The 22,084-nt window shown below is 52.2% G+C and carries 23 protein-coding genes; 2 read left to right on the top strand and 21 right to left on the bottom strand.

The window, feature by feature from the left end; translation table 11 throughout:
* Window positions 1-34 precede the first annotated feature (34 nt).
* From AC6ROY_RS05975 to AC6ROY_RS05950, 6 genes are all read right to left on the bottom strand, one after another.
* On the bottom strand, window positions 35-469 hold the full coding sequence (locus tag AC6ROY_RS05975) for a YmaF family protein (protein ID WP_500099185.1): 435 nt from the start codon (window positions 467-469) through the stop codon (window positions 35-37).
* Between the two features lie 98 nt (window positions 470-567).
* Complete coding sequence (locus tag AC6ROY_RS05970) at window positions 568-753, bottom strand: hypothetical protein (RefSeq protein ID WP_500099184.1); 186 nt, start codon at window positions 751-753, stop codon at window positions 568-570.
* 43 nt (window positions 754-796) lie between these two features.
* Complete coding sequence (gene nikR, locus AC6ROY_RS05965) at window positions 797-1,312, bottom strand: nickel-responsive transcriptional regulator NikR (protein WP_500099183.1); 516 nt, start codon at window positions 1,310-1,312, stop codon at window positions 797-799.
* Between the two features lie 56 nt (window positions 1,313-1,368).
* Window positions 1,369-1,812, bottom strand: a complete 444-nt coding sequence (locus tag AC6ROY_RS05960; RefSeq protein ID WP_500099287.1) for a YlbF/YmcA family competence regulator — start codon at window positions 1,810-1,812, stop codon at window positions 1,369-1,371.
* Window positions 1,813-1,828: 16 nt separating this feature from the next.
* Complete coding sequence (gene miaB, locus AC6ROY_RS05955; RefSeq protein ID WP_500099181.1) at window positions 1,829-3,421, bottom strand: tRNA (N6-isopentenyl adenosine(37)-C2)-methylthiotransferase MiaB; 1,593 nt, start codon at window positions 3,419-3,421, stop codon at window positions 1,829-1,831.
* Window positions 3,422-4,265: 844 nt separating this feature from the next.
* Entirely contained in the window at window positions 4,266-4,901 is a 636-nt protein-coding gene (locus tag AC6ROY_RS05950) for a hypothetical protein (RefSeq protein WP_500099180.1), read from the bottom strand.
* Window positions 4,902-5,096: 195 nt separating this feature from the next.
* Here AC6ROY_RS05950 and AC6ROY_RS05945 point away from each other — a divergent pair, with 195 nt between their 5' ends.
* Together AC6ROY_RS05945 and AC6ROY_RS05940 are read left to right on the top strand one after the other, a co-directional pair.
* A complete protein-coding gene (locus tag AC6ROY_RS05945; protein ID WP_500099178.1) occupies window positions 5,097-5,837 on the top strand; it encodes an MFS transporter in 741 nt (246 codons plus the stop codon).
* 63 nt (window positions 5,838-5,900) lie between these two features.
* Window positions 5,901-6,422, top strand: coding sequence for a TetR/AcrR family transcriptional regulator (locus tag AC6ROY_RS05940; protein WP_500099176.1), 522 nt, complete (start codon window positions 5,901-5,903; stop codon window positions 6,420-6,422).
* A gap of 112 nt (window positions 6,423-6,534) precedes the next feature.
* Here the strand turns inward: AC6ROY_RS05940 and AC6ROY_RS05935 are convergent, their stop codons facing one another.
* The 15 genes from AC6ROY_RS05935 to AC6ROY_RS05865 form a co-directional block, all read right to left on the bottom strand.
* Window positions 6,535-7,107 carry a phosphate propanoyltransferase gene (locus AC6ROY_RS05935; protein WP_500099174.1) on the bottom strand — a complete coding sequence of 191 codons (573 nt, stop codon included), beginning with the start codon at window positions 7,105-7,107 and terminating at the stop codon, window positions 6,535-6,537.
* 129 nt (window positions 7,108-7,236) lie between these two features.
* The gene (locus AC6ROY_RS05930) at window positions 7,237-8,103 is read right to left on the bottom strand and encodes a 2-oxoacid:ferredoxin oxidoreductase subunit beta (protein WP_500099172.1); all 867 of its coding nucleotides are present in this window, start codon (window positions 8,101-8,103) and stop codon (window positions 7,237-7,239) included.
* Entirely contained in the window at window positions 8,091-9,842 is a 1,752-nt protein-coding gene (locus AC6ROY_RS05925; RefSeq protein WP_500099170.1) for a 2-oxoacid:acceptor oxidoreductase subunit alpha, read from the bottom strand. Before AC6ROY_RS05925 ends, AC6ROY_RS05930 begins: the two co-directional genes overlap by 13 nt.
* Before the next feature lie 225 nt (window positions 9,843-10,067).
* Entirely contained in the window at window positions 10,068-11,009 is a 942-nt protein-coding gene (locus AC6ROY_RS05920) for a dipeptidase (protein WP_500099168.1), read from the bottom strand.
* Between the two features lie 155 nt (window positions 11,010-11,164).
* Window positions 11,165-11,425, bottom strand: coding sequence for a stage V sporulation protein S (locus AC6ROY_RS05915; protein ID WP_006286829.1), 261 nt, complete (start codon window positions 11,423-11,425; stop codon window positions 11,165-11,167).
* 131 nt (window positions 11,426-11,556) lie between these two features.
* A complete protein-coding gene (locus tag AC6ROY_RS05910; RefSeq protein ID WP_500099286.1) occupies window positions 11,557-12,351 on the bottom strand; it encodes a TIGR00282 family metallophosphoesterase in 795 nt (264 codons plus the stop codon).
* A 75-nt stretch (window positions 12,352-12,426) separates the two neighbouring features.
* Window positions 12,427-13,968, bottom strand: a complete 1,542-nt coding sequence (gene rny, locus AC6ROY_RS05905) for a ribonuclease Y (protein ID WP_500099285.1) — start codon at window positions 13,966-13,968, stop codon at window positions 12,427-12,429.
* Window positions 13,969-14,228: 260 nt separating this feature from the next.
* Window positions 14,229-14,960, bottom strand: a complete 732-nt coding sequence (locus AC6ROY_RS05900) for a regulatory protein RecX (protein WP_500099167.1) — start codon at window positions 14,958-14,960, stop codon at window positions 14,229-14,231.
* Between the two features lie 97 nt (window positions 14,961-15,057).
* Window positions 15,058-16,110 carry a recombinase RecA gene (gene recA / locus AC6ROY_RS05895; protein ID WP_500099165.1) on the bottom strand — a complete coding sequence of 351 codons (1,053 nt, stop codon included), beginning with the start codon at window positions 16,108-16,110 and terminating at the stop codon, window positions 15,058-15,060.
* Between the two features lie 185 nt (window positions 16,111-16,295).
* On the bottom strand, window positions 16,296-17,543 hold the full coding sequence (locus tag AC6ROY_RS05890; RefSeq protein WP_500099164.1) for a competence/damage-inducible protein A: 1,248 nt from the start codon (window positions 17,541-17,543) through the stop codon (window positions 16,296-16,298).
* A 76-nt stretch (window positions 17,544-17,619) separates the two neighbouring features.
* Window positions 17,620-18,198, bottom strand: a complete 579-nt coding sequence (gene pgsA / locus AC6ROY_RS05885) for a CDP-diacylglycerol--glycerol-3-phosphate 3-phosphatidyltransferase (protein WP_500099162.1) — start codon at window positions 18,196-18,198, stop codon at window positions 17,620-17,622.
* Complete coding sequence (gene rimO, locus AC6ROY_RS05880; RefSeq protein ID WP_500099161.1) at window positions 18,195-19,523, bottom strand: 30S ribosomal protein S12 methylthiotransferase RimO; 1,329 nt, start codon at window positions 19,521-19,523, stop codon at window positions 18,195-18,197. The genes pgsA and rimO overlap by 4 nt, the downstream gene beginning before the upstream one ends.
* A gap of 147 nt (window positions 19,524-19,670) precedes the next feature.
* Complete coding sequence (locus tag AC6ROY_RS05875; protein WP_500099160.1) at window positions 19,671-20,162, bottom strand: YajQ family cyclic di-GMP-binding protein; 492 nt, start codon at window positions 20,160-20,162, stop codon at window positions 19,671-19,673.
* Window positions 20,163-20,270: 108 nt separating this feature from the next.
* Window positions 20,271-21,113 carry a helix-turn-helix domain-containing protein gene (locus AC6ROY_RS05870; RefSeq protein ID WP_500099158.1) on the bottom strand — a complete coding sequence of 281 codons (843 nt, stop codon included), beginning with the start codon at window positions 21,111-21,113 and terminating at the stop codon, window positions 20,271-20,273.
* A 103-nt stretch (window positions 21,114-21,216) separates the two neighbouring features.
* Entirely contained in the window at window positions 21,217-21,975 is a 759-nt protein-coding gene (locus AC6ROY_RS05865; protein WP_500099157.1) for a DUF3388 domain-containing protein, read from the bottom strand.
* Window positions 21,976-22,084: the final 109 nt, after the last annotated feature.

The raw sequence follows: 22,084 nt of genomic DNA, 5'->3' as shown, positions 1-22,084 counted from the left end.
TCTTCCGCTCCATTGCCAGACGGCGACTCCCCCTTCAGACGGGCACCTGATCCTGCGCGTAGCCGATCCCTCGGCCGGTAACGCCGCTGTACGTATGCACATGCCGGGGAATCGTCAACACGGTAATGTAATAGCTGCCCTTGAACTTAAAGGGTTCATCTTCGACCGCCGCGATAATCCGGTGATAATGCTCTCCGTTCGGCAGCGGCACCGCCGGGCCGGTCGTCCCGACATAACGGTGAAAATGGCCGTCTGCTATCAGAGTATGCCCCTGAAACGTATGCACATGCCCGTCCGTTGATGCTCCGTTGACGGCATACGTAAATAAACCCATCGGATGCGAATGATTCAGCGTCACATCCGTTACCGTCTGGAAATAATGCGCATGCGCCAAAGCAGCGGCTGCAAGAGCCCCTGCTTGATCGTCGGTTTGTCCGGATGCACTTGCTCCCCTGACCGGGTCTGTCATTGGCACACCGCCTTTGGCTGTAGTGAAAGGAAGGTTTCTTTTCACTTTACGCGCAAGGCAAACGTGTTTATGACAGACGGTTCGTCGCAGCAAGCGAATTAAGCTTGTACGGGCAGCTCAATCCAGCCTTTATAGATCGCATAATAAAACAGAAACGAGCTAATAAATCCAAAGCCGAGCATCCATAGGGCGGACGCTTTCTTTTTCTGAAAGCCGAACAGGAAAGCCAGGCTGAAAAACGATCCCATCACGATCAGACATAGAAGCATAATAATGGTTGCCACCGATGTTCCTCCCCCCGATTTGTTAGATTATGCCTATCCCCGCTTACCGCGTGCCGCGCCTGGATTGGACGACAGGCTGACCGCCATGATGGTGATGACGGGCCGGGCCGCCGCCGCTAGATACGTTATCCGCCGCGCCCTCGTGCTGCTCCAGAAACGTAACCGACAGCTCCGCGTAGTGAACGCCCCGCAGCACCTGAATGCGCTGCTTCAGCTCGCACAGCTGGGCGTGCAGCCCGCGGACGACCAAAATTTCCAGGCACTGATGATGGTTCAAATGCACATGCATCGTCGAAATAATTTGATGATGGTAGTCATGCTGCAGCTCAATGAGCGTAAGCGGCAAATCCGCAATATGATGATCATAAACCATCACAATGGTTCCGGCCACGGGCCGATCCGCCTGCAAGCCGCCCGGCTCCAGCAGTACTCTGCGCACCAGATCGCGGATGCCTTCCGAACGGTTCGTGTACCCCTGCTCGGTCAGATACAGATCAAACTGCTTGACCAGTTCCTCCGGCATAGAAACCCCGAACCTCGTCAACGTATCCTTTTCCATTTGTCACACTCCGTCCGTTCGCAGCTCCGGCTGCCTGACCGTCTGAAGCTGACCCGTTACTCGGAGCAGCTCGAATTGACGACTTCGCCTTCTTCTACATTGATCTTCTCCGAGATCGAATCACGAATCACACTCATCACCAGCTGCAGCAGGTAGTTAATATCTTCCTGCGACTGCTTGAACTGGCTGACAATCGGGATCGCGTCCAACTGATCCTGCAGCCCCTCGATTTCACCCTCGATTTTATCGACCATTTTCTGATTCTGAAACGATTCGAACGCCACAATTTCCTTCTGCTTCTTTTTGATCGCACTGATCAGCGTCTGGATTTGATCGTTGGAGGAAATTTGCTTTTCCGCCTGCTGGAAAAACTGCACCTCGTCCGAGCCGGCCAGCATATCGGCCAATTCCTTCGCTTTATTTAAAATGTCCTCACTGACAATCATCTCGGTATTGGTGTACAATTCCCTGCCGCAATCCGTATATTTCTGCTCCGCCATCTGATCGGCACGCCCCTTAGCTTCCAAGTTGTGAACTGACTGCTTCCTGAACCCATTCGCCCTTTATATAAAAGGTCGGTGTTTCCGTAATCCGCACCTGCACGAACTGGCCGACCAGCTCCTTCGGACCTTCGAAATGCACAAGCTTGTTCGTCCGCGAGCGGCCTGCGAGCACCAGCTCATTGTTTTTGCTTTCGCCTTCCACCAGCACCTCAAGCACCTGCCCCTTGAGCCGGTCATTGCTTGCTTTGCTGTATTCGTTCAGCGTATCGTTCAGCCGGTACAAGCGCTGCTTCTTGACTTCAAGCGGTATATCGTCCTGCATCCCGGCCGCCGGAGTTCCTTCGCGCGGGGAATAAATGAACGTATACGCGCTGTCGTACCCCACCTCGCGCACAAGCGCCAGCGTTTCCTCGAACTGCTCGTCCGTCTCGCCGGGGAAGCCGACGATAATGTCGGTGGTCAGCACGACATCCGGCATCGCCGCCTTGATTTTGCCGACCAGCTCCAGATACAGCTCCCGGGTATATTTACGGCTCATCCGCTTCAAAATTTCATTGCTGCCCGATTGCACCGGCAGATGGATGTGCTCCATCAGGTTGCCTTTCCGCGCCAGCACCTCGATCAAATGATCGTCAAAGTCACGCGGATGGCTGGTCGTAAACCGCACACGCGGAATATCAATTTTACTCACGTCATTCATCAGGTCGCCGAAGCGGTAGGTAATATCCTCGAAATCCTTGCCGTACGCGTTGACATTTTGCCCGAGCAGCATAATTTCCTTGAAGCCTTGGCGCGCCAGCTCGCGAACTTCACCGATCACGTCCTCCGGCCGGCGGCTCCGCTCCTTGCCCCGCGTATACGGCACAATACAGTACGTACAGAATTTGTCGCAGCCGTACATAATATTGACCCACGCTTTGGCGCCCTCGCGTTTTTTGGGCACATTTTCGATGATGTCGCCTTCCTTGGACCAAACCTCAATGACCATCTCGCGGCTAAACGAAACGTCCTTGAGCAGCACCGGCAGCCTGTGAATATTATGCGTGCCGAAAATCAGATCGACAAAGGGATGTTTGGTCATGATCCGGTTGACAACGCCCTCCTCCTGCGACATGCAGCCGCAGACGCCGAGAATCAGCGATGGATTTTCCAGCTTGAGATGCTTGAGATGCCCCAGCTCGCCGAATACTTTATCCTCCGCGTTTTCACGCACCGCACAGGTGTTGAGCAAAATGATGTCGGCTTGCTTGCGGTTGTCGGTCGCCCGGTAGCCCATCTGCTCCAGCACGCCTTTGATCGTTTCCGTATCATGCTCATTCATCTGGCAGCCGTACGTGACGATCTGGTAATACTTGTCCTTGCCGAACTCCCTCATTTCCCGGGGAATGCCGAAGTCATAATGAACCTCGATCGACTCCTTGCCCCTGCGCTTGCCTTCGGCGTAGTCCGGCTGGGAGTTGATCTGAATGTTTCTGCCCTTGATCCGGTACGTCGTTTTGCCTTCCTCCTGCGACACAATCTTCGCATCCGAGAAATCGAAATATTTGGAGTAGTCCTTCACCTTGGCGGATTTTAAGTCCGATGGTTGCTGGTTCTCCTTTGACATGTTTGACCACTTCCCTCTATTTGACATGCAGCGATTTAAATTTTAATCCAATATCAAATTATAGCACAAATGTCGCGTATATATCTATGACCGGATATGGTTTGCGGGCTTCAACAGATTCATTTGAGGCCAGATTTTTTTGAGCCACTGATCACCACCCGGCCCAGTTCGTATTTCGATGCAATCTCGTTGACGGTCTGCTCCTCACGGAGCACCTCCAGCACTAACTTCGTCTTGAATTCTGAGGTTTATCAGTTCCGTTTTTCCATGGTCTTATTATAACTTATTTTTCGCTCTCCAGTGCCTCTGCCTATGGGGCAGTATTAATGAGCCGCCTGTGGGTTGCAGAGGCTGACACCCATGATATTTGGCGGGACTGAATTACCAAACGCTGGATATTAGGCTTCATTCACCAACATGCAAAGGTTTCAAGGTGCTAGATGGAAAACGGACGAATGGCAATAAATGCCAGACGCTGAATCAGTTTTGCGATCAGAGAAACGGAGCAACCGTCGATTAAGTTGGAGCCAATGGGCAATTAAATTTAGGGCGATTTGCAACCAATAAGCTTGATATGATATCCTAAATTATTGATATAAAGGTAATAAATTTTATTTTTTTCCAAGGAGGTTAAATATGTTCATTCATTGGACCAATTTGGCTATAGTACTTTGTTTAATCTTAATTCTTATCTTTATTGTGGTTAGTTTAATTAATAGAAATAAAAAGAAATAAGAACTACTTCGTATTTACATATCAAATTATGTACTTCATATGACATGTCTCCAAACAGAGAAAAAGAAGGCGTGAAAGTCCGCCTTCTTTTCATAATGTAACTTGATAATTAGGGAGTATGTACAACTTCCCATTCAATTCCATCCTTTTTAAACATGCCATAAACTTTAATTACAGATAAAACTGTTAACCCAGAAAACTCTCTTTCAAGACCCCAAGTGATCAATGTTTCCCAACTAGAATACGAATACGTATCGGTTGTATAAAGAAGAGCCCCACTACCGACAAATCCATACCTTGTTACTGTTACTTGTGCTTTGCTTACAGCGGGGTGCGTGGCTTGTGCAATAATGGTAGCAGATAGCTTACTTGTTCCAGCTACGAATCTAGAATAATTACCTTGAATATAAACGCATCCATTATAAGTGTTCGATGGATCCTTTTTGCATGAATTTCCACCAAGATTATAGGTCTCTCCAGACGTAGCTTGGAAGTTTTTGTCGGTTGGCGCTGACCCAGGAATTTTTATTCCTTCTTCGCTATAAGCTTCATTCAATATTCTATCGATTTCCAATTTATCTGTGACTAATCTAGTTTCGCTTGTTAAAATGTAGTCCTTGGTATGAGTAATGTTTATTCCTGGTTTTGCCTGTTCAAATCCATCGTTTGAGGATGCAAAACCAGTGCTAGAAACGGACAATAGAATAGTCAATGAAAGAATTACTGATGTAAGTTTTTTAAACATTGTTACCTCCCAAAATAAAATCATATTTTGAAAACTGGCCAGCATTTCAAATTAAAGTAACATTTTTATAATTTTACCATATTTATGAAAAAATTCAAATTGTGGTAGTTTATTGATTCAACTTTCGCAGCTTAAATGACGGATCAAACCCTTGATGTAAAAGGGTAAACCGGCTATCCTCTGCTGCGCTTATTCGTGAACCACCTTGGTGGCAATGCCTCGCAAATCGGACTTGTTACAGGCATTTCTATGTTTTCGGCGATTCTCGTCCGGCCGTTCACAGCGAGGCTCGCCGAGCGATTCAACAAAAAATATTTGCTGCTGGCAGGCATCGCCATCTGCGCGCTGATGACCGGCGCCTACTATTTGTCCACAAGCATCGGCATGATTTTGCTGTTCAGGGTCATCCACGGCTTCGGCCTGGCGACGACGTATTTCGCCACGATTGTCGCGTTGTATGCAGCGGAGCGCGGCTTCGGGCAGGTCGCCTGGTTTTTCTTTATCGTAGCGATATCCGGGTTTGTCGTTCGGCTATTTTTCGGCAAAATGTTCGATCGGCTCGGCCCCGGCTCGGTACTGCTGCCCTCCGCCTTATTGGCGATTGCAGGCCTGCTTGTACAGACGCTTGCGCGCAACGATGTCCATTTTCTGCTCGCTGGCGCACTATATGGGGCAGGATTTGGCGCGAACTTCCCGGCGCTGCAAACGTGGTGTGTCAATCTGGTCGAAGAACATGAGCACGAACAGGCTATGTCATCCTTCTTCAACTTCTTCGATCTTGGAATCGGCGGCGGATCGTTGCTGCTCGGCATCGTGGCCGCTGCATTTTCCTACACGCTGGTGTATGATGTGGCTGTAGCATCGCTTGTGTTGTATGTGCTGCTGTATGTGGGCGTCTCCCGGAAGCGGGTCGCGCAAACGAAAAGCTTCGATTGACGGAGGGGATGTTATTGAGCAAACAACAGATTAAAGAGATTGCGGTGCAGCATTTCAACCGGCTTGGCTACGAGGGCGTCAAGATGGCGCAAATCGCCGAAGAAGCCGGCTTCCGCAAGCAATCAATCGCTAGCCTATCATTATCCGACCAAAAAAGCGCTGCTGCTGGAGTTGTACGCGGAGGCCGTTCACGGCGAGCAATTGTTTGTTTGCGCCTTTTTCCAGGAAACGGCGGCACAGCCATTGGAGCAGCGGCTGCCCGCTTTTTTGCAGGGGCACAAAAACCGCTTTCTGAGCAGTCCCGAGGCAACGATGCTGTGCAAGCTCTCCTTTATCACTCCGCTGGAGGTGCAGGATTTTGTACTTGAGCAGTATCGCATCTACCTTGGAACACTAAAAAAAGAGCTAACCGCCGCCTTCGCCGGACAAACGGATCTGCCGCTTGAACCGGAGGCTTGCACGACCGCCTTTGTCACCCTGATGGACGGGCTTGATGTCCAGCTTGTATACGAAACCCGCGAATCCTTTGAACAAGCGCTGGACGTTGCCTGGAGCGTATTTTGGGCAGGCATTCGACGCGTGTAGCCGTGGCTGGCAAGCTGCGGACGAAAGCAACCCCTGTTCCTTTGAACAGGGGTATTGGTGTCCATACGACTCGCAGCGGCCTGTTTAGACAGTTTGGCTGCAGCGATGACTTCTAGTCGAGCAGGATGGTGGCCACGTCGCCGGTTTTCACGCCCGCAGCATTTGCCTCATCCGTGTCAATATGCATGTCCAGTGCGAATTGCTCCGATACGCGGGCCACGACTTGCTCGAACACAAGCGGCCGTTCGCCTTCCACGCGCACAGTCAGCAGCTGCTTGTCGGCAATTCCCCACTTGGCGGCATCCGAGGTATGGAAATGAATATGACGCGCGGCCACAATGACCCCTTCCTCCAGCTCGACTTCACCGGCCGGGCCAACCACACGAATGCCTGGCGTGCCTGCTGTCTGACCGGATTCACGGACAGGCGGCTTCAAGCCCAGCGCGAATGCATCGGTGCGGGACACCTCCAGCTGGGATGCGGGCCGGGCCGGACCAAGAATCCGGACTTTATCAAACCGCCCCTTCGGACCAACAACCGCTACCGTTTCTTCGGCTGCATACTGTCCAGGCTGCGATAAATCCTTCATTGCCTTCAGCTCGTAACCCGGGCCGAATAAAGCTTCGATATGCTGCGGAGCCAAATGAATATGTCTTGCGGATACGCCAACAGGTACTTGTTTCATCGGTACGTTCTCCTCGCTCTCCATACTTCTTGCTCTATATGTATTGCCTCTACCGTACGCCTTTATTATACCTGTATCCAGCAAAAAAAGCATACGGCCTCGGCCGTATGCTTCTGAATTGTGCGAAATTTATTTAAATTCGGACACTAATTTATCAAATTGTTGCTCAGTCAGGTGAAGATCAGCTTTATTCAGCCCTTCTTCTTTGAAGCCTGTCACGAGACTTTCATAGCTTTTTCTCGTTTTGTCCTGATAGATCAGGCCGGTTACGAGGCTGTTCGTCTCCATGATTTTGTTCATCGCCATCGCACGGTTGGAGGAATCATAGTCCGGCGTTTCTTCCAGATCCACGATGTTTTCCTTGAACCACTCGTACGTGTTGACTTTGTTGAAGGTTACACATGGGCTGAACACGTTGATGAAGGAGAAGCCTTCATGCTTCATCCCCGCTTCGATCAGCGCAGTCAGCTGCTTCAGGTTGCTGGAGAACGATTGGGCCACAAACGTTGCGCCAGCCGCCAGCGCCACCTCCAGCGGAGACAGAGCCGACTCAATCGAGCCGGACGGCGTCGATTTTGTTTTGAAGCCTTCAGCCGAGCGCGGCGAAGTTTGTCCCTTCGTCAGGCCATAAATCTGGTTGTCCATAACGATGTAAGTAATGTTGATGTTCCGGCGAATCGCATGCACCGTATGGCCCATCCCGATCGCGAAGCCGTCTCCGTCGCCGCCTGCCGCGATAACGGTCAGCTCGCGGTTAGCCATTTTCAGGCCTTGCGCGATTGGCAGCGAACGTCCGTGAATGCCGTGGAAGCCGTATGCGTTGATGTAACCGGAAATCCGTCCCGAACAGCCGATCCCCGAGACAACCGCAAGCTGTTCCGGCTCCAGACCTACACCGGCTGCCGCTCTTTGGATCGCTGCTTGAATGGAGAAGTCTCCACAGCCTGGGCACCAGTTCGGTTTGATATTGTTACGGAAGTCTTTTAACGTTGCCATACAAGGTTCAACTCCTGACAAAATGTTGTGATTTCAGCTGGCAAGAACGGGTTGCCGTCATATTTGAGCATGCTCTTGATTTTGTTCGCATAACCTACGTTCAGCTTGATCAGGGAAGCGAGTTGGCCGGTTGCGTTATTTTCGACAACGACGACTTGCTTTGCTTTCTCCAGGTAAGGCTGAATTTCTTCAACCGGGAACGGATGAAGCAGGCGTACCGTAATATGGTTCGTGCTGATGCCTTTTTCGATCAAACGTCCGCGCGCTTCGTCAATCGTACCGCCTGTGGAGCCCATGCCGATGATCAGCAGGTCAGGCGTCTCATGCGGCGCATCCACCTTGATCGGATCGGTTACTTTGATGTTTTTCATTTTGCCAAGACGCTTATCCATCATGTTCTTGCGGTTGATCGGGCTTTCGGATGGTCGTCCGTCTTCTGCGTGCTCTACGCCGGTCACATGGTGGATTCCATATTTTTGACCCGGTACGGAACGCGGCGATACGCCGTCAGCCGTCAATTCATAACGCTTGAACATTTGGTTTTCGCCGGTAGGAGGCAGCTCGCCCTGCTGCAGCTTGCCGCGCTTGACTTCGATGCGCTTGTAGTCCAGCAGCTCGCTTGTTTGCTTACCGAGCGACAGCTGCAGGTCTGTCAGCAAAATGACAGGCAGCTGATGCTCCTCCGCCAAGTTAAACGCCTCAATCGTGTCGTAGAAGCACTCTTCAATCGTCGACGGCGACAGGACGACCTTCGGAATTTCACCGTGTGTGCCGTAGATCATCGCAAGCACGTCCGATTGCTCCTGCTTCGTCGGCAAGCCTGTGGATGGACCGCCGCGCTGCGTATCAACAATGACAACCGGCGTTTCGGTCATACCGGCCAAACCGATCGCTTCCATCATAAGCGACAGCCCTGGACCTGCAGACGCCGTGAGGGCCCGTACGCCTCCGTAGTTGGCGCCGATGGCCATCGTACATGCTGCAATCTCGTCTTCGGTCTGAATGACCGTACCGCCAAACTTCGGCAGCGTTTTGATCAGGTATTCCATAACTTCCGATGCCGGCGTAATCGGATACGCAGGCATGAAACGACAGCCTGCAGCTACGGAGCCGAGACCGATGGCATCGTTACCAATAATAAACAGCTTTTCTCTGCCGTCAGCAGGCTCGAGTTGGAACTCCGGCAGCGGACCGCCTGTCAGCTCCAGCACGAACTCAGCCGCTTTGCGAACCGCTTCGATGTTTTTCTCAACGACCGCCGGACCTTTGCGTCCGAATTCCTCTTCAACCGCTTTATTAAACACTTCGAGCGGCAAACCAAGCAAAGCCCAGGATGCGCCGGAAGCAGCCATATTCTTAAATAGGGACGTACCAAGTTCCTCGGCAATCGTCGTAATCGGAACAGCAAACAGTCTTGCCTGAACTCCATCCGGTACAGTCGGGTTTACTTTCGCGTCAGCGATAATAACACCGTTCGGACGCAGCTCGTGAGCATTTACATCAATTGTTTCCTGGTCAAAAGCCACAAGAATGTCCAAATCGTCGGAAATTGCGCGAATCGGTTTTGTACTGATTCTGATTTTGTTATTTGTATGTCCGCCTTTAATCCGCGAGGAGAAGTGACGGTATCCGTACAAGTAATACCCCAGTCTGGTCAAAGCTGTGGAAAAGATTTTGTCTGTACTTTCCACACCTTCCCCCTGCTGTCCTCCGACTTTCCAAGATAATTGGCTAATCACCGTTGTCCACTCCTTTTGAAATTCGCTGCCCTTGCAGCTGCACCTACTTGATCGTCCGAAAGATACCCTAGCTTCGTCTCTTTCAGTTGTCACACCAAATTCTATGATGTTGCGAGGTAAAATGCAAGGGTTTTCGCGAATTTCAAACATAGTTATTTTAGATCATATCCATATCACTGTGAGAATAGTTTACTGTTCTTGTATCTCTAAAAAAGATGTTAAAAATTAATGAACGGGCAGCTGCTCCCGTAAAAAGGAGTGCCAGTTCACGTACAAAATACCTTGCACGACATCATCGGGATAATGTCTCGACAGCTCTGACGCCAGCCGATCGAATTGCCCGGCATGCTCCAGCTGTGGAATCCAGCGGTCGATGCCATCGAAGTCAGAGCCAAGCGCCAGTGTCCCGGCCCCTCCGAGGGCCAGCACATGGTCAATATGCCTGAGCAGCCCGCTGATCGAAGCGCCTTGACTCGCTACAAACCAAGGGACAAAGGTCAAGCCGATCCGTCCGCCAGTCCGGATGATCTCCTTAATCTGCGCGTCATCAAGGTTGCGCGGATGCGCGCACACCGCCTTCGCATTGGAATGTGTAGCTACGAACGGCTTGCTTGTGCTGGCCGCCAGCTCCCAAAATGAGCGGACAGACAAATGAGAAGCATCCAGTATAACGCCCAGCTCGTTGCACTCCTTGACAAATGCTTTGCCCTTCAGCGTAAGCCCGCCTTGTCGCGGCTCCAGGATGCCGTCTGCCGCCCAGTTGCCGTAATTCCAGGTAAGACCGATCATCCGCACGCCAAGCTCGTATAACGTACGCAGGTAAAGCGTGCTGCCCTGCAGCGCGTCGGCCCCCTCCAGCGTCAGCAGCGCTCCGCGCTGCGGTCCGCTCATCACCGCCTCGAGATCGCTGCGGCTCCTGATCAGACGAAGTCGGCCGTCAGCTGTCAGCTTGTGATTCATAATCGCCGCGTATTCCAAATAATGATCAAACTGCGGCAACTTTATACGTTCGGCCACATAAATCGCAAAAAACTGTACCTTGATGTTGGACCGGCACATCCGCGCATACGTCACATCCAAGCCGTTCAGCTCCGTTGAAAAAAAATCCAGCTGCGGATTTTCATACAATTTCAGTAATACATCACAATGCCCGTCGATGACGATCATGGAGACCACCCTCCCCTGAAATCGTTGTTACATGTATGCAACCCAAAAAAACCTGTCTACAACGTAAACAGGTGTTTTGGTTTCCAAGTCATTGCCGGACATTGGAGGTACATGCAGTTGGCAGCATTCATTCAAGCAAACATGGAAGCCGATGCTTATCGCGGTTCGACAATCAGCTTGATCGCGGTCCGGTCTTCCCCATCAATGACAATGTCCGTAAACGCCGGTATGCAGATCAAATCAACCCCGCTGGGAGCCACAAATCCTCGGGCGATCGCTACAGCTTTAATCGCTTGATTAAGTGCCCCTGCGCCAATCGCCTGGAGCTCGGCTGCCCCGCGTTCGCGCAACACACCGGCAAGCGCGCCAGCTACGGAATTTGGGTTGGATTTTGCTGAAACCTTTAATACCTCCATGATCTAGTACCTCCTCGGGAATGATGAGTGCTTCCAATATTCATCATATTCCAGGAATTTGCCGTTAATTCCATCTACCCCAAGAAGTCGCGATCGGGCCATTCAGAATAGTCTCATCGCGGAATCGCCGGCTATTCAAATAACAGGTCATCCTCCGTCAGCCGGATCAGCTGTATCTTTTGTCCAAGACCGGTTTCAGGGTTCAAGTCGATGCACACTGCGTGAAAATGCCACGTACCCTCGTCCACGACAAAGCGGGCCGGCAGCGAGGTTTTAAACTTGTACATGACAGCCTCCCGCTCCATCCCCAAAATGCCGTCCCGCGGACCGACCATACCGACATCGGTCAAATAAGCCGTTCCCTGGGGCAAAATTCGTTCGTCATGCGTCTGGACATGGGTATGCGTGCCGACGACAGCCGAGACGCGGCCGTCCAGATGCCAGCCCATCGCCAGCTTCTCGCTTGTTGCCTCTGCGTGAAAATCAACGAAAATATAAGGCGTACGCTTGCGCGCCTCAGCCACCAGCTCGTCGGCCTTGGCAAATGGGCAATCCAGCGGCGGCAGGAAGGTGCGGCCTTGCAAGTTAATAACCGCAAGCTCCTTATCCCTTGCTTTAATGAAGGTCATGCCTTGCCCGGGCGTGCCTGACGGGAAATTGGCAGGACGGATCAGCCGCGGCTCGTCGTCGATAAATTCAAATATATCCTTCTGATCCCATGTGTGATTGCCCATCGTAATCGCCTGAACGCCTTGCTCAAAAAATTCGCGCGTAATCGCCGCTGTGATGCCCCGGCCAGCGGCGGCATTTTCCCCGTTCACCACAATCCACTGGGGATTGTATTTCAACCGCAGCTTGGACAAACACGTCTTTAACGCTTTACGCCCTACAGACCCAACAATATCACCTATAAATAACAGTCTGATGTTCAAAACCTCCTATGTGTGTCTATGGACGGAAAAAGAAGTGGCTGCTCAGCCACTTCTTTTTCGTCCGTGAACCTATTTCGCGTACTCGACCGCACGCGTCTCGCGGATAACCGTAACCTTGATATGTCCCGGGTAATCCAGCTCGCTCTCGATTTTTTTCGTAATATCGCGCGCCAGGCGGAACGCTTCCGTATCGTCAACCTTTTCAGGCTGCACCATCACGCGAACTTCGCGTCCGGCTTGAATAGCGAATGATTTCTCAACGCCGTCAAACGATTCCGAAATTTCCTCCAGCTTCTCCAAGCGCTTGATATACGTCTCAAGCGTCTCTCTGCGCGCTCCAGGTCTTGCTGCGGACAACGCATCCGCCGCGCCGACGAGCATTGCAATGACCGAGGTCGCTTCCGTATCGCCATGATGCGAAGCGATACTGTTGATAACAACCGGATGCTCCTTGTATTTCTTGGCGATTTCCACGCCAATTTCCACATGGGAGCCTTCAACCTCATGATCAAGCGCTTTGCCGATGTCATGAAGAAGCCCGGCACGTTTCGCCAATGTCACGTCTTCCCCGAGCTCCCCTGCCATCAATCCGGCCAAATAAGCGACCTCCATGGAATGCTTCAGCACGTTCTGACCATAGCTCGTACGGAATTTCAGACGTCCCAAAATCTTGATCAGATCCGGGTGAAGCCCATGCACACCGGTTTCGAACGTGGCCTGCTCGCCATGCTCGCGAATGCGCTCATCCACTTCCTTGCGGGATTTCTCGACCATTTCTTCGATCCGCGCCGGGTGAATCCGTCCGTCTGCCACCAGCTTCTCCAGTGACGTCCGGGCAATTTCACGGCGAATCGGGTCGAAGCCGGACAAAATAACCGCTTCAGGCGTATCGTCGATAATGAGGTCGATTCCGGTTAGCGTTTCCAAAGCCCGGATATTGCGTCCCTCTCTACCGATGATCCGTCCCTTCATCTCTTCGTTTGGCAAGGACACGACAGATACTGTCGTTTCGGCAACATGATCCGCCGCACACCGCTGAATCGCAAGTGTAATGATGTCTCTGGCCTTCTTGTCGCCCTCTTCTTTGGCTTGCTGTTCGATTTCTTTAATAAGTTGCGCGGTTTCGTGGCGAACTTCCTGCTCCACGTTGCTGAGGATGATCTGCTTCGCGTCATCCATCGTCAGCGCGGAAATTCGCTCCAACTCGGATACTTGATCACGGTAGATCTGATCAATATGCGATTGGGTTTCTTCGATTCGTTTCTCCTTGTTGGCGACCTGCTCTTCTTTTCGTTCAAGGGATTCCAATTTTTTATCCAGCGATTCCTCTTTTTGCAACAATCGTCTTTCTTGTCGTTGAGTTTCATTCCGACGGTCACGAATGTCTTTTTCAGCTTCGGTCCGGAGCTTGTGAATTTCATCTTTGGCTTCAAGAACCGTTTCTTTTTTCAGCGCTTCCGCCTCTTTGCGCGCGTTTTCCACGATTTGCTGGGCGGCTTGTTCAGCACTGGAAATTTTCGCTTCTGCAAGGGACTTGCGGATAAAATAACCAATCCCGAAGCAAATTGCACCAACAACGAGAACGACTAGGACCCAGATGACTGTGGCCATTACCGTAGGCATCAGTTCACCTCCCTCGTTGTTTCTCCAAGGGGTAAGCTTGGGATATTCAGGTTTTTTAATCCATTCAGCTTGCGTTAGTAAAGTAAAAATTGGCGATTTTACTTTGCGAATCGAGTCTTTGGGCTGACAAAGATCGATTCCGTAAATCATGAATGTACAACAACATTTTATAGGTTGTGCAGAAAGCTTGTCAAGCCGTTCACATCGGCATGTTCAATAATCTCCGCAGCAAGCGGCTTGTACGCCTTTTAATCGCCGTCAAATTCGCCTTCCTCGCCATGCTCCGGCCATTCCTCGCCGCCTCCTGCCGCTTGTGGCATTCGAGCCATAACTTGACTGACAACACTGCCTGAATAGCCGCGGCGCTGCAAAAATCCGGCGATTTTCCGCCGCGCCTTCTGCGCATCCTCCTCCCAGGTTTTACGATAACGTTTGCTCGCAAGCTGGTAGGCCGCTTCCGTTTCCGTCCGTTCATCCACCTGCTCCAGTGCCGATGAAATATGCTCCTTCGGGACCCCTTTCTGCTGCAGCTCCTGCTTGATCCAATGCCGCCCTTTTTTTTGCGACTCCGACCGCTGCTTGGCCAGCATCTCGGCAAACATCGCGTCGTTTAAATACCCTTCATTCCGCAACCGTTCAATGGCATGCCCGATGACATCCGCTTCGAACTCCTTCTGCTTGAGTCGTTCGCGAATCTCGTATTCCGAACGCAGTCTGCTGGACAGCAGCCGAATGGCATTCAGATACGCGCGATGCCGCTCCTCTTCAGCCAAAATCCGCGTATACTCCTCAGCTTCAATCTGAACGCCCTTGAGCAAGCGGTACTTGATCATCAAGTCCTCATGAACGGAAAACGCAAACGTATCGTTTAAAAAAACGTTGTAGCGCTGCCTGGCTCTCGGCTGGCGTTCAACCTTCGTAATGATGCCTTCCAGCGTCACCGGCGGCTGTGTTTCCTGCTCATCAAATTCCTTCATCATAACATCGCTTCATCCCTTCGCTCTCCAAATTGCCGTTTGACGGAAACAAAACAAAAGCACCCCTTCCCGAAAGAAAAGGTGCCCGTGCCTGGTACCGCTATTCCAATACTGCCAATTCCGCCTCGTCCTCTTCGATCTCATCGTCCGAATTCGGGCCGGATACCGCAATCAGATTGCTATTTTCACGAATTTTCTTCTCGATCACATCGGCCACATGGACATTTTCCTTAAGGAACTGCTTCGCATTTTCCCGCCCTTGGCCCAGGCGATCATTGTTATACGAATACCAGGCGCCGCTTTTCTGGATAATATCCATCTCGGTTGCGATATCGACCAAGCTGCCTTCGCGCGAGATGCCTTCGCCGTACATGATGTCGATCTCAGCCTGTTTAAACGGCGGAGCGACCTTGTTTTTGACAACTTTAATCCGAGTCCGGTTACCGACCATATCATTGCCTTGCTTGATGGTTTCGATCCGTCTTACATCAAGCCGTACAGAGGAGTAAAACTTCAGGGCGCGTCCGCCTGGCGTCGTCTCAGGATTACCGAACATGACGCCAACCTTCTCACGCAGCTGGTTGATGAAAATCGCGATCGTCTTCGACTTGTTGATCGCTCCGGACAGCTTGCGCAGCGCCTGAGACATCAGACGCGCCTGCAAGCCCACGTGCGAATCCCCCATCTCGCCTTCGATCTCCGCCTTCGGCACAAGCGCCGCTACCGAATCAACGACGATGATGTCAACGGCGCCGCTGCGTACGAGCGCTTCGGCGATTTCAAGCGCCTGCTCGCCCGTATCCGGCTGCGAAAGCAGCAGCTCGTCAATGTTAATGCCAAGCTTGCTTGCGTACAGCGGATCAAGCGCATGCTCGGCGTCGATAAATGCGGCCGTACCTCCCGCCTTCTGCACCTCTGCAATCGCATGCAGCGCGACAGTCGTCTTACCGGACGACTCCGGTCCGTACACCTCGATAATACGTCCGCGCGGAAATCCGCCGATTCCCAGTGCAATATCAAGCGCCAGCGAACCGCTTGGAATGGTCTCTACTTGCATATGGGTGGACTCACCCAGCTTCATAATCGAACCTTTGCCAAACTGCTTCTCGATTTGACGAAGGGCATTTTCCAGAGCTGCTTTACGATCCGTCAAGAGACTCACTTCCTCTTCTTATATTTTCTATGATACTACCATCATACCGCGTTTCGCATCGTTTGCCAAGCTATTTTTCGAACATACATTCGCATCGAAACCCAAACAAAAACCGTAACAAGGGTTCAGGTTGTTACGGTGCTTCCGCATAACGTTATTATACTTGATCTTGCACGCTGCGGCAACTAATCTTTCAGCCGCTTCCAGAGCTGATAGAGCGCGCTTTTGGCTGCTCTCAGCTTGACCATCGGCCGCGTCCCGGAAATTCGCAGCTCCACGCTGACCGCTGACTGTCCCCGGACCGCCAGGCCAACATAGACAAGTCCGACCGGCTTGCCCTCGGCTTCCGCCGGCCCGGCAACTCCGGTCACGGACAAGCCGTAATCCGCTCCGCACAGCTCCATGACGCGCTCGGCCATCGCCTCAGCGGTTTGCGGGCTGACGGCGCCAGGAGCGTCTTCGCCCTCCAGCAGCCCGGCAGGCACCCCAAGCACGCGGCGCTTAATGTCATTTGTATAGGAGATGACGCCGCCTACAAACGCGCCCTGCCCGTTTGGCACGGCTGTCAGCAGATCGGACAGCTGCCCGCCGGTGCAGCTTTCGGCGACAGCGAGCGTCCGCCCTTCCTCGCCCAGCTTGCGCACGATTGCTTCCTCCAGCGAAATGTCCGCCGCCGCATAAATAAATTCACCGACCCGGCGGCGAATTTCCGCTTCCAGCGGCTGCAGCCGCACTGCGGCGGCTTCCGGGTCAGCCGCTCGCGTCGTCAAACGTATCGCTACTTCTCCCTCCTTGGCGTAAGGAGCAATGGTCGGGTCCGTTTGCCCGTCGATCAGGTCGATCAGCCGGCTTTCCAGCAGCGATTCGCCGATGCCGGCGAACTTCAGCATGACCGAATGCAGCGGCAGCAGCTCCCTGGACCGGGACTGCAGCCAAGGCCGCGCCTCGTCGTCAAACATCGGCTTCATTTCGCGCGGCGGACCCGGCAATACGATATAATGCGTCCCGTCCACGGTAAGCGCGCTGCCGACGGCCAGTCCCGTCGTATTCGCCAGCGGATCGCTGCCTTCAAGCATCAAGGCCTGCTTGGCGTTGCTCGCCACCATCTGCGCCCCTCGGCTTGCGAAAAACTCCGTCATGCTGTCCATCGACGGCTGGTGGATCACGAGCGCGCGTCCCAGCACGTCCGCAAGCACATCCTTGGTCAGATCATCCTGCGTCGGGCCCAAACCTCCGGTACAAATAATGACATCCGCACGGCGTTTGGCAATGACCAGCGCATCCTTGATCCGGGCGACATTATCGCCGACCACCGTATGGAAATAAACGCCGATCCCGATTTCGGCCAACGCGCCGGATAAATATTGGGCATTCGTATTTGCAATCTGTCCCATCAGCAGCTCCGTGCCGACGGCAATAATTTCCGCCCTCATCGGGATATCCCCTTCCATCCTATGTATAGCATGACGGCAAACCGCGCCCTTGAGCCCGCTTGACGCGCTGAGGCTGCTATTCGCTGAAATTCAGCACATGTTTGTTTTTGATGAAGTAATCAAAGCCTGAATAAAGCGTAATGACAGCCGCTACCCAGCTCGCCAGCAGATCGAACCGGAAGTCAATGAAGGCAAACGGGAAATTATTGATCAGCAGCGCAATAATAGCCGTAATCTGGACGCCGGTTTTCCACTTGCCCCACTTGCTCGCCGCCATCACGATCCCTTCGAGCAGGGCAATCTGACGCAGCCCCGTCACGGCAAACTCCCGGCTGATAATCACAATGGCGATCCACGCATCCAGCTTGCCCATCTCGACGAGCGAGATGAGCACAGCGGATACAAGCAGCTTGTCCGCCAGCGGATCAAGCAGCTTGCCCAGGTTGGTCACCAGCTTGCGCTTGCGGGCGATATAGCCGTCCAGGCTGTCTGTGCTGGCTGCGATAATAAAAATCAGGGCCGCAATAATCTGGTTGTACGTGATCGTAAATTGCTCGATGGACACATGCGGAAACTTCACGTTGACGAGCAGAAAAAACATAATAATCGGAACTAGAAAAATTCTCGCCACCGTAATCCGGTTGGCTAAATTCATGCTACAACCTCCCCGGATAAATCAAACTCAAACGAGTGGGTGATCCGCACCTTGGCAATCGACCCGATCTCAAGTCCAGCGCCTCTGGCAAACACCTCGCCGTCAATTTCCGGCGCGTCGAATTGCGAGCGCCCGACAAATACATCGTTGCGCCCGTCGTACTTCTCAATAAGCACCTCAATCACTTGACCGATTTTGCTGCTGTTGCGCTCATTGGAAATTTGACGCTGAATTTCCATCAACACATTCGCCCGGTAATCCTTCACGTCCTCCTTAATTTGATCCGGCAGCCGGGCAGCCGGAGTATCCTGCTCCTTCGAATACGTGAACACGCCAAGCCGGTCAAATTGCACGTCTTGAACAAACGCCTTCAAATTTTCGAAATCCTGCTCCGTCTCTCCGGGGAATCCGACGATCAGCGAGGTGCGCAGCGATACGTTCGGGATGCGCTCGCGAATTTTGCGCACCAGCTCGCGTGTATCCCGCTGGCGTCCCGGACGGCGCATCCGCTTGAGGATGCTGTCCTCGCTATGCTGCAAAGGCATGTCGATGTACTTGCAGATTTTCGGATTCGAAGCGATGGTCTCAATCAGCTCATCCGAGAAAAAACCCGGATAGGCATAGTGAAGCCGCACCCATTCGACCCCTTCAACTTCACTGACCCGGTTCAACAGCTCCGGCAGCTTGAAGGCATCGTACAAATCGGTGCCGTAATTCGTAGAATCCTGTGCGATCAGGCTGATTTCTTTGACACCCTGCGCCGCCAATTGGGCAGCTTCCTCAACGATTGACTCGATGCTGCGGCTGCGGAAGCCTCCTCTCATCAGCGGGATACTACAGAATGTACAGGCATTGTCGCAGCCTTCGGCAATTTTCACATAAGCGGTATACCGGGGCGTCGATACGCGGCGCGGCAGCTTTTTGTCATAGTTAAACACCGGATTGCCGATCAGAATCGGCCGTTTTCCGGCGAGCGCATCGTCGATAATATCATTAATTTTGTCAAAATCGCCGGTGCCGACAATTCCGTCAATTTCAGGCATCTCATTCATAAGCTCTTTCTTATAGCGCTGGGTCAGACAGCCTGAGACAATCAACGCCTTCAAATTCGCCGTTTCCTTCAGCTCGGCCATATCGAGAATCGTATTGACCGATTCTTCCTTCGCCGCGTCGATAAATCCGCAAGTATTTACGATAATAATCGTCGCGTCTTCCTGATCCGCCACCAGCTGGTAGCCGCGTTCATGGACCAGGCCGGACATAATTTCCGAATCTACGAGATTTTTCTCGCAGCCCAGCGTAACTACTTTCACTTTCTCCGTCATAAATGCTCCTCCAGAATGGCGCAATGCCCTGCTTCTAAACGTTTGTACACAGTATAATATAACCGCTCGAACAGTGTCAAAACAGCAGGAACCCTGCAGCGCACCGCCGCAAGGCTCGCTCCCGTCGCCCGACTTCTGCCTGTCAGACTAGCGGAAATTCATAAATTGCAGCTCCAGCGGCAAATCCGCCTTGCGGAGCAATTGAATGACCTGCTGCAGATCGTCCTTGCTTTTGCCGGTCACCCGAATTTGATCGCCTTGAATTTGGCTCTTCACCTTCAGCTTGGAATCGCGGATCAGCACATTGATTTTTTTCGCGTTGTCCTGGTCGACGCCTTGCTTGAGCTTGATGCGCTGGCGCACGGTGCTGTTTGCCGCCGGCTCCACCTTGCCATATTCCAGATTTTTCAGCGCGATCCCGCGCTTGGCCATCTTGGAATGCAAAATGTCCAGTACATTTTGCAGCTTGAAGTCATCGTCCGATACGATAACCAGCTCTTCCTTTTCCAGCGCGATGCTGCTTTTGCTGTTTTTGAAGTCAAAACGTGTGGCAATTTCTTTCTCCGCCTGGTTGATCGCATTGTTCATTTCCTGCATGTCCAGCTTCGATACGATATCAAACGAGCTTTCACTACTCATCTTTCCTGCACCCTTCCATCTCCAAAGTTCATCATATCCAGTTTAACAAAAAAGACACCCGCTGCACAAAGGCAACGCATGTCCATGTCCGCTAATGCTCAGCTTGCCTTACGTTTTTTGTAAATCTACCTGAATGTTTTTTACATTAGCCTGGTCGCCGACAGGAAATGTTTGCCCGTTAATCGTAATTTCTACCGCGCTGGCTTTGCCGAACCGCAAGGCCGCCGACTCCGTCAGCTCCCAGCTTTTGCTTTCACCGTTTTTCATCAGCCCTTCATGCAATTGCTCGCGGGGGCTGCCCAGCGTTTCAATTTTCATCCAGCATTGGTCGCCGGTCACTTTAATCTCGATTTTGAGCTTGTCCGTTCCTCTAACCGTATAATAATCGTTGCCGCGTTCGGTTTTGGCCAGCTTGACCTCATTGGCGGACGGCGGCGGCGCAGGCGGAGTCACTGGCGGCGACGGCTGCAGCGGAGCCGCAGCTCCTCCGCCGGCGGCAGACTGGTAGGTAGCTCCGGAAGCAGTGGGCGGGGTCTCCCGCTCGATTTTATCCGTAATTTGCGTCGGCAAATTTTCGCTGGCGTCGCTTGTTCCTTTGTAATTCGCGCTCATGAAATAGTAGATGATGCCGAGAATCAGCACCACAAACGAGATGACCATAATGTTTGACGCCCACCGGCCGATTCGTTCGGTATTGCGCAGCACGCCGCCCCGCTTGGTCCGGATCGTCGGTTCGATGGGCTCAGGCTCAGTCTGAGGGATGACGGTCTGGTACATGCTCAGCACTTCGTTCGGATCAAGGTCGACGGCTTCGGCGTAGCTTTTAATAAACGCACGCACGTAAAAATTACCGGGCAGCACCTTGTAATTTCCCTCTTCGATCGCTTCCAGATAGCGTTTGCGGATTTTGGTCATCTCCTGGAGATCATCAAGCGATATTTTTTTTTCCATCCTCGCTTTTCTCAATAGCAGACCAAGATCAGTCACGCCAGTCACCCTTCCCGTTATGTGTATGTGTCGTTAGATTTGCCGAAAGGACCGGCATGTCCTGGTTTTAATAAGCGTCGAACCCGCCGACGAACGTTTCGTACGTAATTTCTTCCTCCGGCGTCGTCCGCAGCTCAACGATGCAGTCGAAGTCATCATACGTATATTCAGACTCGCGGATGAAAATGTCCGGATGCTCGATTACTTTGGTAGAAGGCATCGCCATAATTTCCTGCAGCAGACCGTAGTGCTTCTCATTGGAGCGCAACGTTGACACGATGCCGTCAATAATAAATACATTGTTCGGGTTCATCTCATCATCGGACAGCTGACTGCGGACCGTCTGACGCAGCAGCGTCGAGGATACGAACGTCCAGCGTTTATTCGCGCATACGCTGCCGGCGATAATGGATTCGGTTTTGCCGACCCGCGGCATCCCGCGCAAACCGACGACATGATTGCCCTCGCGCTTGAACACCTCGCCCAGAAAATCAACCAGCAACCCAAGCTCATCGCGCGTGAACCGGAATGTTTTTTTATCATCGGAATCACGTTCGATATAGCGGCCATGCCGTACAGCCAAAATATCGACAAGCTTAGGGGTGCGAAGTGCTGTTATTGTTATATTATCCACTTTTTTCAACATTTTACCCATCAGTTCCACTTTTTCTGCATCATGGGTTTGCAGCAGCATGCCGCGGGTCCGATCCTCGACGCCGTTGATCGTCACAATGTTGATATCCAGCATCCCCATCAGCGAGGCAATGTCGCCGAGCAAGCCTGGACGGTTTTTATGAATCCGGTATTCCATATACCACTGCTTCATTTCTGACGCTTCTGTTCCGTTTATTATCATAAGTGGGCTGACTCCGATCTGTTGATTTTGTCGCTAGACTACTATTCTACACGATTCGGGCAAATCCTGCCTGCATCCT

This window comes from Paenibacillus sp. sg306046 (assembly GCF_059821225.1).
The sequence above is the reverse complement of the archived record's forward strand: the minus strand, read 5'-3'. Positions and strand labels throughout refer to the sequence as shown.